This window comes from Candidatus Enterococcus leclercqii (assembly GCF_009933135.1).
GTDB classification, from domain to species: Bacteria; Bacillota; Bacilli; order Lactobacillales; family Enterococcaceae; genus Enterococcus_C; species Enterococcus_C leclercqii.
This window is the reverse complement of the sequence record NZ_MAEH01000014.1, coordinates 1-14,730: the sequence shown is the minus strand read 5'-3', so window position 1 is coordinate 14,730 and position 14,730 is coordinate 1. Positions and strand designations below refer to the sequence as shown.

Annotated in this window: 14 protein-coding genes and 2 tRNA genes; 10 read left to right on the top strand and 6 right to left on the bottom strand. The window is 44.6% G+C overall.

The window, feature by feature from the left end; translation table 11 throughout:
* Window positions 1-23 precede the first annotated feature (23 nt).
* The 3 genes from BAU14_RS06565 to BAU14_RS06555 form a co-directional block, all read right to left on the bottom strand.
* On the bottom strand, window positions 24-815 hold the full coding sequence (locus BAU14_RS06565) for a tyrosine-protein phosphatase (RefSeq protein WP_161899296.1): 792 nt from the start codon (window positions 813-815) through the stop codon (window positions 24-26).
* 601 nt (window positions 816-1,416) lie between these two features.
* A complete protein-coding gene (locus BAU14_RS06560; RefSeq protein WP_161899295.1) occupies window positions 1,417-2,805 on the bottom strand; it encodes an L-cystine transporter in 1,389 nt (462 codons plus the stop codon).
* Window positions 2,806-3,352: 547 nt separating this feature from the next.
* A complete protein-coding gene (locus BAU14_RS06555; protein ID WP_161899294.1) occupies window positions 3,353-4,681 on the bottom strand; it encodes an aminopeptidase C in 1,329 nt (442 codons plus the stop codon).
* A gap of 356 nt (window positions 4,682-5,037) precedes the next feature.
* Here BAU14_RS06555 and BAU14_RS06550 point away from each other — a divergent pair, with 356 nt between their 5' ends.
* From BAU14_RS06550 to BAU14_RS06525, 6 genes are all read left to right on the top strand, one after another.
* A complete protein-coding gene (locus BAU14_RS06550) occupies window positions 5,038-5,433 on the top strand; it encodes a GntR family transcriptional regulator (RefSeq protein ID WP_161899293.1) in 396 nt (131 codons plus the stop codon).
* A gap of 51 nt (window positions 5,434-5,484) precedes the next feature.
* Complete coding sequence (locus tag BAU14_RS06545; RefSeq protein WP_161899292.1) at window positions 5,485-5,691, top strand: PLD nuclease N-terminal domain-containing protein; 207 nt, start codon at window positions 5,485-5,487, stop codon at window positions 5,689-5,691.
* Complete coding sequence (locus tag BAU14_RS06540) at window positions 5,688-6,614, top strand: ABC transporter ATP-binding protein (protein ID WP_161899291.1); 927 nt, start codon at window positions 5,688-5,690, stop codon at window positions 6,612-6,614. Before BAU14_RS06545 ends, BAU14_RS06540 begins: the two co-directional genes overlap by 4 nt.
* The gene (locus tag BAU14_RS06535; RefSeq protein ID WP_161899290.1) at window positions 6,611-7,378 is read left to right on the top strand and encodes an ABC transporter permease; all 768 of its coding nucleotides are present in this window, start codon (window positions 6,611-6,613) and stop codon (window positions 7,376-7,378) included. The genes BAU14_RS06540 and BAU14_RS06535 overlap by 4 nt, the downstream gene beginning before the upstream one ends.
* Window positions 7,379-7,416: 38 nt before the next feature.
* Window positions 7,417-8,835: a hypothetical protein gene (locus BAU14_RS06530; RefSeq protein ID WP_161899289.1), complete on the top strand. Its 1,419-nt coding sequence runs from the start codon at window positions 7,417-7,419 to the stop codon at window positions 8,833-8,835.
* 90 nt (window positions 8,836-8,925) lie between these two features.
* On the top strand, window positions 8,926-9,174 hold the full coding sequence (locus BAU14_RS06525; protein ID WP_161899288.1) for a hypothetical protein: 249 nt from the start codon (window positions 8,926-8,928) through the stop codon (window positions 9,172-9,174).
* A 147-nt stretch (window positions 9,175-9,321) separates the two neighbouring features.
* On the opposite strand, the gene BAU14_RS06520 is transcribed toward BAU14_RS06525, so the two are convergent.
* A tRNA-Asn gene (locus tag BAU14_RS06520) sits at window positions 9,322-9,395 on the bottom strand.
* Between the two features lie 315 nt (window positions 9,396-9,710).
* On the opposite strand from BAU14_RS06520, the gene BAU14_RS06515 reads away from it, so the two are divergent.
* A complete protein-coding gene (locus BAU14_RS06515) occupies window positions 9,711-10,895 on the top strand; it encodes a serine hydrolase domain-containing protein (RefSeq protein WP_161899287.1) in 1,185 nt (394 codons plus the stop codon).
* A 214-nt stretch (window positions 10,896-11,109) separates the two neighbouring features.
* Here the strand turns inward: BAU14_RS06515 and BAU14_RS06510 are convergent.
* Window positions 11,110-11,182 (bottom strand) — tRNA-Thr (locus BAU14_RS06510).
* Between the two features lie 251 nt (window positions 11,183-11,433).
* A complete protein-coding gene (locus BAU14_RS06505; RefSeq protein WP_161899286.1) occupies window positions 11,434-12,087 on the bottom strand; it encodes an HAD hydrolase-like protein in 654 nt (217 codons plus the stop codon).
* A gap of 216 nt (window positions 12,088-12,303) precedes the next feature.
* Here BAU14_RS06505 and BAU14_RS06500 point away from each other — a divergent pair, with 216 nt between their 5' ends.
* From BAU14_RS06500 to BAU14_RS06490, 3 genes are all read left to right on the top strand, one after another.
* On the top strand, window positions 12,304-13,278 hold the full coding sequence (locus BAU14_RS06500) for a ring-cleaving dioxygenase (protein ID WP_161899285.1): 975 nt from the start codon (window positions 12,304-12,306) through the stop codon (window positions 13,276-13,278).
* Between the two features lie 95 nt (window positions 13,279-13,373).
* Window positions 13,374-14,033 (top strand): flavin reductase family protein, encoded by a 660-nt coding sequence (locus BAU14_RS06495; protein WP_161899284.1) that lies wholly within the window; start codon window positions 13,374-13,376, stop codon window positions 14,031-14,033.
* Window positions 14,034-14,050: 17 nt separating this feature from the next.
* Window positions 14,051-14,518: a GNAT family N-acetyltransferase gene (locus tag BAU14_RS06490; protein ID WP_161899283.1), complete on the top strand. Its 468-nt coding sequence runs from the start codon at window positions 14,051-14,053 to the stop codon at window positions 14,516-14,518.
* The last annotated feature ends 212 nt before the right edge of the window (window positions 14,519-14,730 follow it).

Here is a 14,730-nt window from a genome sequence, read left to right as displayed (position 1 = left end):
ACGGCTTTCAACAAACACGAGCTTCACGCAAAATCTGTGTAGAGTTTGCGAAAGTCTGACAAATCACTTGTGGACAACTGCAACCCATTTTTCAAAAAGCCGGACATGTCGCCATAGTTTTTAGTAATTGCTTTGAAGCTTTCTGCCAGATAGCTTTGATCGGCTCGCATCAACTCTTTGATGCCAGCAAGCATTGCTTCTGGCGCTCCCGCTGCTTGGGCTTGTTTCAGCATATCGCTGGTTTTTTGCACCATGTTGCTGTTGGTTTCCAGGTAGTTTTCCATGATGCTGTCTTGATCAACCTCTAAGATAGCGAGAATCAGCGCCGCGCCAAAACCAGTACGATCTTTTCCAGCAGTGCAGTGAAACAAAACGCCCGCCTCGGGAGCGTCATTTTCCAGCAGAATTTCGATAAAACGGTGATAAGAAGCCCGTGAATAATCTTCTTCAATAAAATGTCGATATACTTTTTGCATCTGCTGTGCAGCATCCTGCCCTGCCTGAATCTGTTCCATCAATGTACGGGGAGCTGCCGACACCTGGGTTTCATCTTCTTTAAAGATCGGCAAAAAGATGTTTTCGGTATGAGGAATTTTGACATCTGGTTCCCTGGATTGTTCAGCAATGGAACGGAAATCAACCACTTTTACAATGCCATAAGCCGCTAGTTGCTCAGCATCTTCCGCAGTTAAATCAGAAATTGCTGCCGAGCGGATTGCTTTTTTATAGCGGACGGCTGCTCCTTCTCGATTGCGATAGCCTCCTAGATCCCGGACATTTGCTGCACCTTGCAGCCGAATCAATCGTTCTACCATGTTACGACCTCCACCTTCTATTCGTTCTGTGCTTTGGGGCCGTTGGTACAAAGACCGTAACCAGCAAACCTTGTAACTATTTGCTTTTTGTAAACGACTTTTTTCCAAGATACAAGCCCTCGTTACTACTGAGTATAGCAGAAACTCGTAAAACCGTCTTAGGATTGTAACCTTTTTATCTGAAAACGACGAAACATTCTTATTATTTACGCTTTTTTCTTTGAAGCTTACGAAAGTGAAGGAATGCCGTTCACAAATAAAAAAAACAAGGTATAATATAATCAGAAAATGGTCAGTCCGTTTTTGTTTCAGCTGTCGGCTATAACAAACGACTTGGAGATGATGATGATGTTTTATCTGTTAATCGGGCTTTTAACCTGTTGCCTGTTGTACTTAATCGATTTGACGTTTCAGATCCTCGACGAAGCGGATCCGACATTCCATGAAAAGAATAGTTGAAACTTGCCAGCAGCTGCTTTTTTAGTGATGCTCCGAGTTTCAGTCAATCTTCTGCCTAAAAAAACAGCCGAAAAGCTGTGGTCCAGAGTTCAGAATGAATTCTGATTTACGACCATTGCTTTTCAGCTGTTTTTTTAATAGCTTATTGTGCGTCAATTACTGCATTTGGATCTTCCAACACGTTGCGATCCAGCCCTTTGATACGCGCGCTGGTCACAATTCCTGCTACCATGCTATCAGAAACATTGATTGCTGTGCGGGCCATGTCGATCAATGGTTCAACGGAAATCACCAACCCAACGATTGCAATTGGCAAGTTCATGGCTCCTAAAACAATCAGAGAGGCAAAAGTCGCGCCGCCCCCTACACCGGCCACCCCGAAGGAACTGATGGTGACGATGGCGATCAACATCAAGATGAATTCCAGACTAAAGACATTGACTCCGGCAGTTGGTGCTACGATAGTCGCCAGCATAGCTGGGTAAACCCCGGCACAACCATTTTGACCAATGGAGATCCCAAAACTAGCAGAAAAATTGGCCGTGGCATCATCCACGCCAAATGCTTTCGTCTGGGTTTCGATGTTCAACGGCATCGCACCGGCTGATGAACGGGAGGTAAAAGCAAAACTCAGTACCGGCAGCGCTTTTTTCAAGTAAGTAATCGGGCTAACTTTAACAAAAGCCAACAGTAACAGATGGACTAGCAGTACTACGATCAACGCTGAATAAGAAGCCAGAATAAATTTCCCCAAATTGACAATTGCTTTGAAATTGCTAGATGCCAAGACGTTGGTCATTAAAGCAAACACCCCATAAGGCGTCAGACGCAACACCAAAGTCACAATGCGCATCACGATTTTGTAGAGGCTATCCATCAAATCAGAAAATGTTTGGGCTTCTTTTGGTGCTTTTCGTTTTACCCCCAGATAGGCGACCCCAACAAAGGCTGCAAAAATCACGACACCAATCGTACTAGTCGGTCGTGTCCCAGCCAGGTCAGCGAAGACATTTTTAGGAATGAAAGACAAAATCTGTTCTGGAATCGACAGAGAAGCGACTTCCGTCTGGCGTTCTGCCAATTCTGCGATGCGGGCGGTTTCTGCTGATCCCTGAGTGAAAGAAGCACCGTCCAAACCAAAAAGCATCGTCGAACCGATCCCAATCAATGCGGCAATGGCTGTAGTACTAAGCAAGACAGCCAAAACCGTGAAACTGATCTTGCCCAGCTGATTGCTTTCTTTCATCCGAGTGAAGGCACAAACGATGGAAACAAAGACTAACGGCATCACCAGCATTTGTAAAAAGGCGACATAGCCGTTGCCGACAATCTTCATCCATTCCAAAGAACCGGTCACAACTTTGTCTTCCGTCCCGAAGATCAGCTGCAGTGCCCCCCCGAAGATAATCCCGGCAAAAAGCGCCGTAAATACTCGAGTGGAGAATTTCAAATGTTTTTGCTGCATACGATAAAAGCCATACAGCGCCGCCACAAAGACGGCTAGAATAAGTACAATGAGCAGAGTTGTCATAGAATCAACCTTTCTTTTTCCAGCATTTTGCCCACACAAAAAGCGCGTCTTGCTCTCGGGACGGAGGACCACGAACAGGCTTTTAGAGAACTGGCGCTAGCCGGATTTGTTAAATGACAAGTCCGTCAAAGGAAGTAAAGGTTCCCAGTGACCATTCTTCAACAGTTCACTCTGATAACTTACTTATTATCAGTGACGACCTTATTATAGCGAAAGAGTTAAGAAATGTCTTTTCAAGAAACTCGGAAATTTTTATGAAAAAGGAGAACTATCTGATTTTCCTTTTTTGTCAAAATCTGATTTTCCCCTTACACAGCCACAGCTCGCTATTTTCCCACACTCATTTTCAATAGTAGCCCTAATGAATAGCTAACCAATCTCAGTCAAAGCCGCTGCAAAAATCAGTAAGATTTGAATCGCTAATCCTGGCGGTTATCTTGAAGAGTCATCGACCAATTCTGCAAAAAAAACAGAGAAGCTGCCAGCTTTTGGCCTGCCTCTCTGTTTTTTATTTATGATATTTTTCAAGTAATGGCAACGAACAAGCTTATGCCAATGCTCCCATTGGGTCCCATGGCGCCAAAACAGTTGGTTCAGCTTCAAAAGCTGCCAATTGATCAGCAGTCAGGAACTCTTTGCGAACGACGATTTGATAGGTGTATTGATCCATCCAGTCGTCTGACGCGACGAAGAAGCCGTTATCGCCGACTTTTTCACCCCAACTGTTTTCAACTTTCCATTTTGTGGATTTGCCATCCACAATGTCTACACCAGTCAAGACCATTGCGTGAGTCATCAAGCTTTCGCTAAAATCCAGACGTTGTGCTTTAGTCATCGTAAAGTCAATGTCAAACAAGTCATTCACATCATAGGCATCTAAAGCCATGATCCCTGATTCCCGTGTGGAAGATTGACCCACATCACAACCAAACCAGACAGACTCGCCAGCTTCCAATTGTGCAATAGCCAATTTTTTAAAGGTTGACATATCCACATTCAGATATTTAACATCTTTGCCCCCAACGACATTGCCCAACATTTCTACTGTGTAGGATTTGTCGTATGGCTTGTCAGCGGTTGGCGCATTGATAATTGACACGTAGTCATTCAGGTCGACACCGACGTATTTTTCATAGAAGCTTTGTGGTGTCAGGTTTTGATCGATATGGTAGTTTTTGTCTTCGTCTCGGTATTCAAAGTCGAATTCAGTCGGCGGAGTTCCCAAAGACATAGCCAAGAAGTTGTAGACGTTTTGCAACATATCCCCTTTAGCTGCCTGAATGGCATCAGCTGCCTGGCCTTCAGCAACCATTGTTCGCAAAGTAACGGCATCTTTGCGTAACAATTTGTTCAAATAGTTGTTCAAATCGCGAGAATTAGACGAGTTGCTGCTTTCTGGCATAACCGTTTTCGGAACCACACCGTATTTTTGGAAGATGGAAACAATCATATCCCATTGGCCGCCATCTTGTTGCGGTGTTTGCAACAAAAACGCCACTTTACGGCTTGTCAACTCTTGATCTGCCGTTGCTAAGATATTTTCATAGAAGTAGTTGGCTTTTTCATACTTGTCCCAGAAGAATGTATAGTTTTGAGACAATTCAAAATCCTTCAGTTTGAAACTGTTGAGCATTTTGTGGCGGAAAGTGTTCAATGCCGCAAACATCCAGCAACGGCCGGATTGCTTTTGATTGGCAACTTTACCAGTAGCAAGATCCAGGGAGAAAACCGGAACATTGTTGACTTGTGTCTCGAAGTTTTCTGCGGAAGCGGTGATGCCGTTTTTGATGACCCCGCGAGCCAAGGCGTTGTGTTTGTTGTTGGCATTGAAATCCGCCGCGAATTTGGTTGTCATTTCTTTGGTGATTTCTGACATGTGATTCATCCTTTCATTCATCAGACACGACTGCCACCCGACTTAACGACAGGGACAGCCGTTCTTTACTTGGGTCTAAGTGTCGCTTCCCAGCGACGCTTAGACACTTACGAAAACCATTGTACTCCTTTGATTTTCTGAAAACAAATAATGTGCAAAAATTCTGTAAAAACCATCATGACTCTAACGGAATCCTTGTTTTCTATTCAGATAAAAAGAATCACTACGCCAAGAGAACCATAAAACTTTCGCTAGCTGTCTTTGTTTTTTTATTTGAACAACGTCGGCCAATCAGCTTTGGTGTTTGCCTTTTTGTATTGTTTGTATTAATATTGATAATACAAAGAGGTGATCTTATGCTGCTTGAAATTGATACCCGCTCCGAGACCCCCATTTATCAGCAATTATGTGACCAAATTATTGTGGGAATTGCACGGCAGGAATTAGCCGTTGGTGAGACGCTTCCCACAGTTCGGCAGTTGGCAGACGAGTTGGGCGTCAACACCATGACGATTTCCAAAGCTTACAACTTATTGAAAGAGGCTGGCTACCTGGTAACTGACCGCCGAAAAGGTTCGATTGTCACCCGGCCGGATCCTTTTCCTGAAGTCGCTCTTTTGGATTGGCAAAAACGACTGGCACTGCTTTTAGCAGAAGCTCACGTCCATCAGCTGTCAAAAGAGCAAGCAGAAGCCGCTATTGCTGATATCTGGCAGACTTTTGAAAAGACAAATGAACAGCAAACCGATTAGTTTTATCAACCAAACACGACACGTTTTGCGTTACTAAAGGAGAAAAAAATCATGACGATTGATCTGAATCAATATTTACCAGTGCTGATTCCACTGATTATCCTGCAGGTGGGCCTGGCTATCTTTGCCATTGTTGATGTTTTGCGGCACCCCCACTATCGTTTCGGCAACAAACTGTTGTGGGTGCTGGTCTGTGGCCTAATCTCGTTTATCGGCCCAATCTGCTACTTCGCGTTCGGAAAAGGGGTAGAGGAATGAACGCCATCACATTGAGGGACGTCACCAAAAGCTTTGGTCAAAAAACAATCTTGGAAGGGTTGAATCTTACCGTTCCTCAAGGTAGCATATTTGGTTTCGTCGGCGAAAACGGCGCCGGTAAAACTACCACCATGAAACTGCTTTTAGGACTGTTGCCTCCTGACAGCGGCAAGATCACGATATTGGGAGAACCCGTCCGAATGGGTGGTTCTAGTACCAATCGAAACATCGGTTATCTGCCTGATGTTCCCAGCTTTTATTCTTATATGCGGGCCACCGAATACTTGCGGCTTTGCGGTGAAATTACCGACATGGATCCTCAGCAAATTTCAAAGCGCACCAAAGAGCTTCTACAGTTGGTGGGTCTCAGCAATGTCAACAAGAAGATTGGCGGCTATTCTCGGGGAATGAAGCAGCGGCTGGGATTGGCCCAAGCCTTATTAAATGAGCCAGCCATCTTGATCTGCGACGAACCCACTTCTGCTCTAGATCCCATTGGCCGTCGTGCTTTTTTGGATATCTTTGCCGGACTGAGACAAAAAACCACTGTCCTCTTTTCTACCCACATCCTAAATGACGTGGAAGCGATCTGCGATCATGTGGCCCTACTTCATAAGGGTCAGATTCAATTGGGTGGTCCATTAGATGAGATAAAGCAATCTTATGGTGCCTTTCAATATGAAGTGATTTTTACTGAAGTCAGCGCTTGCGAAAAATTGGCGGTGGCTTTACAAGTACAAACAGACCTCCCCGGCAGCGTTAAAACCTCTGGTGAAAGTCTGACAATTAGTGTTTCTCAGCCGGAGACAGAGGGTCGTAAGCTATTGAATCTCATCGAGAAACTGGCCCTTTTGCCTCGTAGTTTTCGTCTGGTTGAGCCAGACTTGGAACAGATTTTCTTAAAGGTGGTGGCTAACTCATGATCAGACAAACCGGCATTCAATTGAAGAAAGAATTTTTTGAAGCATGGCGTCGCAAACGCATTTTGGTATTGGTGATTGTCTTTGTCGCTACCGGACTGATGTCTCCCACCTTGGCCAAACTAACGCCGGAAATCATGAGGGCCGCACTGCCGGCAGGAATGGCTTTACAGTTGCCGGCTCCCAGCGCTGCTGACGCCTGGACACAGTTTTTCAAAAACAGTCTACAATTCGGACTTCTAGCAATGGTTTTGTTTCACGCGGATACATTGTGTGGGGAAATTGAACGAAGCACATTAGTAAATTTATTGACCAAAGGAATGAATCGGACCGCTGTCGTCTTAGGGAAGACCATGTATCTTTTGAGCATTTGGACATTGGGCTTTTGGGGCTCATTTTTGGTCAGTTGGGGCTACACTGGCTACTTCTTTCCTGACAGTGGCCAGCTTCATATCTTGACCAGTTGCCTATTGCTATGGCTTTACGGCGTTCTTTTCCTCAGCTTAATGATAACAGCCTCCGCCATTGCCGCCAGCAGTATGCAAAGCTTACTGTTGATGGCATTGGTATTAGGCAGCTCCATGTTGCTGGGGATTTTTCAAAAGATTAAAGACTACGATCCCTTCACACTGGGTAGCCGCAACTTGGAATGGCTGACAGGAAGTGCCAAAATCAGTCACAGTTGGCCGGCAATCTTGCTGGCACTGTTGTTAATACTAGTCGCTATCGGATCAGCTAACCGAATCTTTAGTCGCCGACAGCTTTGAAACGCTCTTTTTAACCCCTTGAGAAAGTAGGTATAATTATGGCTTTTGTCAACTTCATTCTGGTGGGTGTCTTAATTTTTCTGTATGTCATTATGGCCTTCAGTCTCGGGATTGCCGGCAAGCCTCATAAAAATGTAATCCTGGAAAATACACTGCCCACCGACAAATTAACTGCGCCGGAAACCCTGGCAATAATCAATAGCTACAAGCGCGCCTTATGGAAAACCGCCGCCGTGAGTTCGCTGTTGTCACTGACGATACTCATTTTCACCTACGATTCCTTGATAATGACCTTCTTTTGGCTGCTGATGCTGGTGCCTTTGACGGTTTTTTATGGAATTGAGATCCGGTATATTCGTAAAATGGCGCTGCTCAAAGCACAACTTGGCTGGCGGATTCCAGTAGAACCAATCATGGTGGATACTCGCCTAACCGTAGCCAAAAACAAACAAATGGTGGGTTTTGCCTGGTTGATTCCGCCACTAATCGTAACGTTGGGATTTACAATTTGGCAATTCAGCACTGATTTTGACGACAATTTAATGATGAATCTCGTTGCTATCTTTAGTTGGCTGCTCGCAGTTGGTTGCTGGTACTCTGTCAAGCGGCTACCTGTAATGGCACCCACAGATGATTCTGACTTGAACCGTCGCTACAATGACCTGACAAAACGTAGTTGGTCTCAAGTGGCTGTTGGAATTTCCTATGGATTTGTGGCCATCTTTCTTTTGTCGATTATCGGCCCACAGCTATCCGGACTAGGAGCCATTCTTTTAGCGATTGTCTCCTTCTTAACCATTTTTGGCAGTATCTTCTTGTGTATCGCTCACTTGTTGGGACTGCGAAAAAAGCAAGACGCACTATTAGCCCAGACAGAAGACTTCCGCTATGCTGGTGAAGATCGCTACTGGCTTTTTGGAGTTTATATCAACCCGGCTGATCACCGCTTGATGGTAGCTGATCGCATCGGTTTGAACATCTCTATGAATCTGGGTCGTCCAATTGGCAAAGTCCTCGTGGGGCTCATTGGTCTTTTGGTCCTCGGAGCGATGGTCATGACCTTACTTCCCACTTATCTATTGGACTTTAGTCATGAACCCTTTACAGGGGAAATAAATAATGGTGACGTGTATCTGTCAGCACCACTTTCCGGCAGTTCACAGATTCCCATTGAAGCAATCCAAAAAGCAGAACTCATCGATAAAATTTCGGATAGAGTCGCCAGTATCCACCGTACCAATGGCTATGGTGGTGCTTATTATCAAATCGGCCGTTTCACAGTCGATGGAAAACAGGCCGTCTTTTATCTCGACAATCGTTCTCAACCGTTACTCCATCTGGTCACTAGGGAAAAAGACTATTACTTCACCTTCAAAGAACCTGCACAGACAAAGGCCCTTTTTACTACCCTTCAAACCAAATTAAAGGAACTTCCTGCAAGCAGCTCTGAAAAATAAGCGTTATCATTTTTCTTTTTATCTTGCCGGTGCTAGACTTGTTTTAGAGGATGATGATCCGCTAAATTTTTGGAAAAGAGATGTTTCCTAATGGATAAAATCAAGGAATGGTTAGCTGATGGTGGCGAGATTTTCGTAGTTCAAGAAGGCGAAGGCGGCTACAAAATTCGAGATTACGACGAGTTGACCGCATTGAAGATGCCCAAGCGCGCAGATGGACTGGCAGAAGCGGTCATCATCGAAAAAGGTGATAAAAGCTCGAAATCCACTGCCAATGTTCCAGCATTGGCAGACTTACTTGCCGAGATTGAACGCATGGTCACTGATTTCAACAGTTGACGCTATGTATACTGATAAAAATCACTACTTTTTAGCTATTAATTTGGCAATCAAAAAGTGGTGCTTTTTTTCTTTTTTTGATAGCCATCAGCTGCAGCCCCTGAAGACAGCAAAAAAACCTTTCGCATATGCGAAAGGTTTTTTAGACTCCGGCAGTAGGACTCGAACCTACGACATCATGATTAACAGTCATGCGCTACTACCAACTGAGCTATGCCGGAAGATTAAACAATAAGGTTTAGCCAACGAAATGCCAGCCAACCGTTACAAATATAGTATCAAGTTCTCCGCCTTTTGACAATACTTTTTTAAGCATTTTTTCAAGAGAAAAGGCAAAGCCTCTGCCCCTACCAAGACCTTGCAAAACTGTTCGTTTCCTCAGACAGCTATCACTTGTAAAAAGGCGCCAACTGAGTAGAATAATAGCAGCCAGTGACAAAGTACTCGCTACTAAGAAACAGTTGAACACAGGACTGTTTTTTTCCGTCTTGTTCTAAATACGGCCGAATACGAAGAAATCAGGTGAGCTTATGCCAATGCGCCACGCAAAACCACGAAAACACCATCTCGTTTTGCTTTTTAGCTGCCTACTAGTGGCAGGTGCACTTATCATTTTAACCAATAACTCCTGGACAGATAAAATTTTAGGCCTCTTTCAGTCAGAAACCGTCCTTCCGGTTTCCAAGGCGACTGCTTTAACACAGTTGATAGACGCGCCTTCTGCCGATGATTACGCCTCTTTGCAAAAAACGGTTGTCACGGAGGGAGCAGACGAGTGGGACCAAAAGATTAGCGAGACCGGCTTTATTGGCAGTGCCTTACTCATCAAAAACGGTCGGATCCTATTGAATAAAGGCTACGGTCTGGCCGATGCTCAAACACAACAACCCAATACACCCCAGTCTCACTATCAGATTGGTTCCATTCAAAAAAGCTTTACCGGTTCCCTGATTATGCAGGCGATTGCAGCCGGCAAACTGACTTTTCACACGGCCCTCAGTGACTTTTATCCTGAGCTTCCGGCAGCTGAGACCATTACCATCCGCAACCTTTTAGAAATGACTTCCGGCTTGAGACTGCCGACAATACCTGATTTCGTCACAACTGACAGTGACCTGATCGCTTTTGTCAAAACCCACACCACCTTAAAGAATCAAGGACATTACTTTTATTCTCCGGTGAATTTCATAATACTGGCAGGAATTTTGGAACAGCTTTATCAAACCGATTATCAGACATTGTTTCAAAAAGCTTATCAGCAGCAATTGGGTCTAACCTCTACCGGTTTTTACGAAAACTGGCCGAAAGACCCCCTGCGAACTCATTCTTATAAGCAAGCCGAGGGTGATCCTTATGCCGAAGAAATCAATGAAACCCCTGCTAGCTTTGCCCATGAACTGGGAACCGGCAATGTCTCCATGGACATTCGCGACCTCTATTGGTATTTCCATCAATTACTTGCAGGTCAGGTGGTAGACAAAAAGGTACTGGCAAATCTCTGGGCTGCCAACAACGAGCCTGCCTATCGCAGTGGCTCCTATATTTATCCGGACCACATCCGTGCCCATGGTAGTGAGCAAGGCCAACGAGCCATGGTGCTTCTAACACCAGATGCCAAAAGTGGGGTGATTCTTTTAACCAACAGCAATCAGCCTGAACCCTACACACAGTTGATCACTCATTTATTTGACGGAATCACAGGAACGAATGCCGCCTTTTAAGACAAAAAAGCTGCAGCGCGTCATCATCTAAATGACAGCTAGCTGCAGTTTTTACGTTTTACAATCTTTCCTGTTTTATTCTCTACTTGATTAACTGGATATTCGCCTTTTTTAAGATCAAAGGATGGCATTTGGCAAAAGAACACGCCTGCGACAACTTCCAAAATGCCACCACAAAAAAAGGTTTTCCAAACGAGTGCTTGGAAAACCTGAAAGCCACTTAACGGACTTGAACCGTTGACCCCTTCCTTACCATGGAAGTGCTCTACCAACTGAGCTAAAGCGGCATGTTATAAAAACAGATTAAAAAAATAAAATTTGTAGGTAATGACACATCACCACAAGCAGTCACGTCAATTATCTTGTTATTCTAATGACGAGCACAAATGAAATTATAAGGTATCCCGACAATGAAGTCAACACTTTTGAAGTGGAAAACGTAAAAAATCACTAAAAATTCTTGCTACCCTTTTAACAGGGAGAAAAAGCCCGTCATAGCAGACTTCTTCACCCTTTTTCACTTAATACCTCTGCTAATCTAGTTCAATTCAGTAGTGATTAAGTCTGCCAGCGCCAAAGGGGTTTCTACCAGATATTTTGCCCCGGCTGTCGCCAACTCTTGCTGATCGCCAAAGCCCCACAAGACTCCCACCGGTGTTACACCATTCAAGGCGCCGCCAATCATATCGTGTTCCCGATCTCCAATCATCCAAGCTTGCTTTTTATCTTTTGTACCAGCAGCTGCTAAGGCATAAGCCAACACAGCCTCTTTTGCCACTCGTTCTCCTGCCATATCGGCACCATAGATCCCGTCAAAGTGAGCGGCCAATTGAAAATGCTCTAAAATCTGCTTTGCAAATACTTCCGGTTTCGAAGTCGCTAGGTATACGCTGATTTCCGGATCACGACCCAATTGTGCCAATAAGGTTGCAATGCCGTCGTAGACCTGAGCTTGGAAAATCCCGCCAGCGCGATAATTTTCCCGATAATAAGCGACTCCTTCAGCCGCGCTTTCTGGTGACAAGCCTAATTTTTCAAAGGATTTACTCAGGGGCGGACCAATAAAACTCCGTAGCTGTTCATCTGTCAAAGGCTCCAGCTGCATTTTGGCCATTGCGTAGCGGACAGATGCGAAAATTCCTTCAGAGGAGTCTACGATTGTTCCATCCAGATCAAAAAAAAGTGACTTCATCTTATTTCCTCCTATCGATCCCGTCGTTGCGATCGTCAGTTACATCCATTATAACGTGAATTTGTCGCTAAAAGCAGAACTCTTGCTAAGAAAAACAAAAACCTTTATACTTACTTTTAGTAAGGTATCGATTAACAACTAACTCGTTGGACCACTTAAAATTTGAACTTTCGTTGCTATTTTGTTGCGGCGACTGTCATTCAGGAGGAAATAAAAATGGACACACAAATTAGAGGATTACATCACGTTACTGCAATGACATCCAGTGCGAAAAAGATTTACCGCTTCTTTACTGATATCTTAGGACTACGGATGATCAAAAAAACAGTCAATCAAGACGATATCGAAACGTATCATCTGTATTTCACCGATGATTTGGGTTCGGCCGGCACGGACATGACTTTCTTTGACTTCCCTCATGTTCCTAAGGGTACAAAAGGCACCAATACCATTTCCCGAACTTCTTTTCGAGTGGCCGATGATGCTGCTTTGGCGTGGTGGGCTGACCGCTTTACCACCCATGCTATTCAACACGGTGACATTCAAGAACGTTTTGGCAAAAAATATTTGGAATTTGAAGACTTCGACAATCAACGCTATCAATTGATCTCAGATGAAAAAAATACCGGCGTTGCTGGTGGAACCCCATGGAAAAACAGCAACGTACCAGCAGATAAAGCAATCATCGGCTTAGGACCGGCTTTTGTCAGCGTCCGCAATTTTGACCATATGAATTTAGTGTTGGTCAATGTACTAGGCTTTGAAAAGACAGCTGAAGACGGTGACATGACCTTGTATGAAATCGGTGAAGGCGGCAATGGCGCATCAATCATCGTAATCCACGACGACCAGTCTCCAGATGCTGGTGAAGGTTACGGCAACGTTCATCACTTGGCACTGCGAGTGGCTGACAAAGAAGCGCTGGAATGGTGGATCAAACGCATCAACGATTTAGAATTTCCAAACTCCGGTTTTGTGGAACGCTTCTACTTCGAATCAGAATATTTCATGGCAGCACCTAACGTTCTCTTTGAATTAGCTACGGATGGCCCTGGCTTCTTACAAGACGAAACCTACGAAACTGCCGGCGAAATTCTCTCTTTGCCACCATTCTTAGAACCTAAGCGGCAAGAGATTGAAGAATACGTCCGCGAGTTTGACACTTCTGACGCCAACCAAAAGCGGCAATAATATTCACTTCCAACAAGCCCTACTTTCGCAGCGGGGCTTGTTTTTGTGTATGATAGAGAAAAGGTAGTCTTGCCTATTTGAAAGGATGAATCGCTATGTCCCATTACCATTATTCCGCCGACCAACTCAGCCAGAAGCAGGCTTACAAATTTCTCACCGGAGCGATTGCCCCACGTCCCATTGCCTGGATCAGCACCCACAACCTCGAAACCCGTGTGACAAATTTGGCCCCGTTTAGTTTCTTTACGATACTCAGTAGTCGGATTCCCTTAGTCATGTTATCTGTCAATCGCCGACCAGACGGTACACCAAAAGATACCGCCCGTAATCTCCTAGCTGCTCAAGAAACGAAAAACGAAACAGCGCGTACAGCCGGTGTGATCCACATCGTGACACCGGAGCTATTGTCGGCTATGAATCAAACCGCGGCTTCCCTCTCTTTTACAGATAGCGAGCTGGAGTTGCTGCCCGACGAGCTGCAACTACTTCAGGAAAAAGATGCTCCACTGGCAGTGGAAAATGCAAAGATTCGGTTCAATGTCCGCCCATTTCAACACCAGCTCCTAACCGATCGCAGTGACCTGCCTATGACTGATATCTTTTATTTAGAAGTCACTGATTTCTATTTCGATGAAACTGTCTTTGATGCTAAGCGAGAATATATTTTGACAGAAAAGCTGGCGCCAGTCGCTCGGTTGGCCGGCAATGATTACAGCCACTTGGGCCTCTTAGAAACGCTGAGACGCCCGGATTAAGCTAGGAGATGTCACCCATGAACCAATTGAAGATTCACCCTGTTAATCAAACCAACTGGCGGGAAGTTGCTGCCTTGACAGTTGCCCCTCAGCAATCCCATTTCATTGAGAGTAACCAGCAGTCCTTACTGGAAGCAGCTTACGACCAATCTTTGATGTGGCGCCCTTTGGCATTATTTAACGGAGACATTGCGGTGGGCTTTGCAATGGTAGGTGCTTACGATGCCGGTGAACATAGTGTCTGGCTGGATCGTTTTATGTTGGATTATCACTTTCAAGGTAAGGGCCTTGGAAGTAACTTTCTAAAATTATTGACGACATTTCTCTTTTCTGAATTTCCCGTCTCTAAAATTCTTCTCAGCCTCCATGAAGAAAATTCAAATACCGCAGCTCTTTATCGACAGCATGGTTTTCAAGACAGTGGCCGTTATGATCCTGAAAACGGCGAAAGAATCTATGTATTGCTGCGGACAGACCGGTACTAGTATCTCGTCAGCTTGTGTCCTAGTCCTATTACTTGTCATTTAAGCACGAGCAAAAAAAGAGCTCAAGCCAGAATTTCTCTTGCTTGAGCTTTTTTACTAGTTTGATTTGAAGCTATCAACACCATTTGACAAAGAGCCTTTAAATCGTATTTTAGATAAAAAAAAGACAGTACCTATACTGTCTTAAAAGTACTCCGGCAGTAGGACTCGAA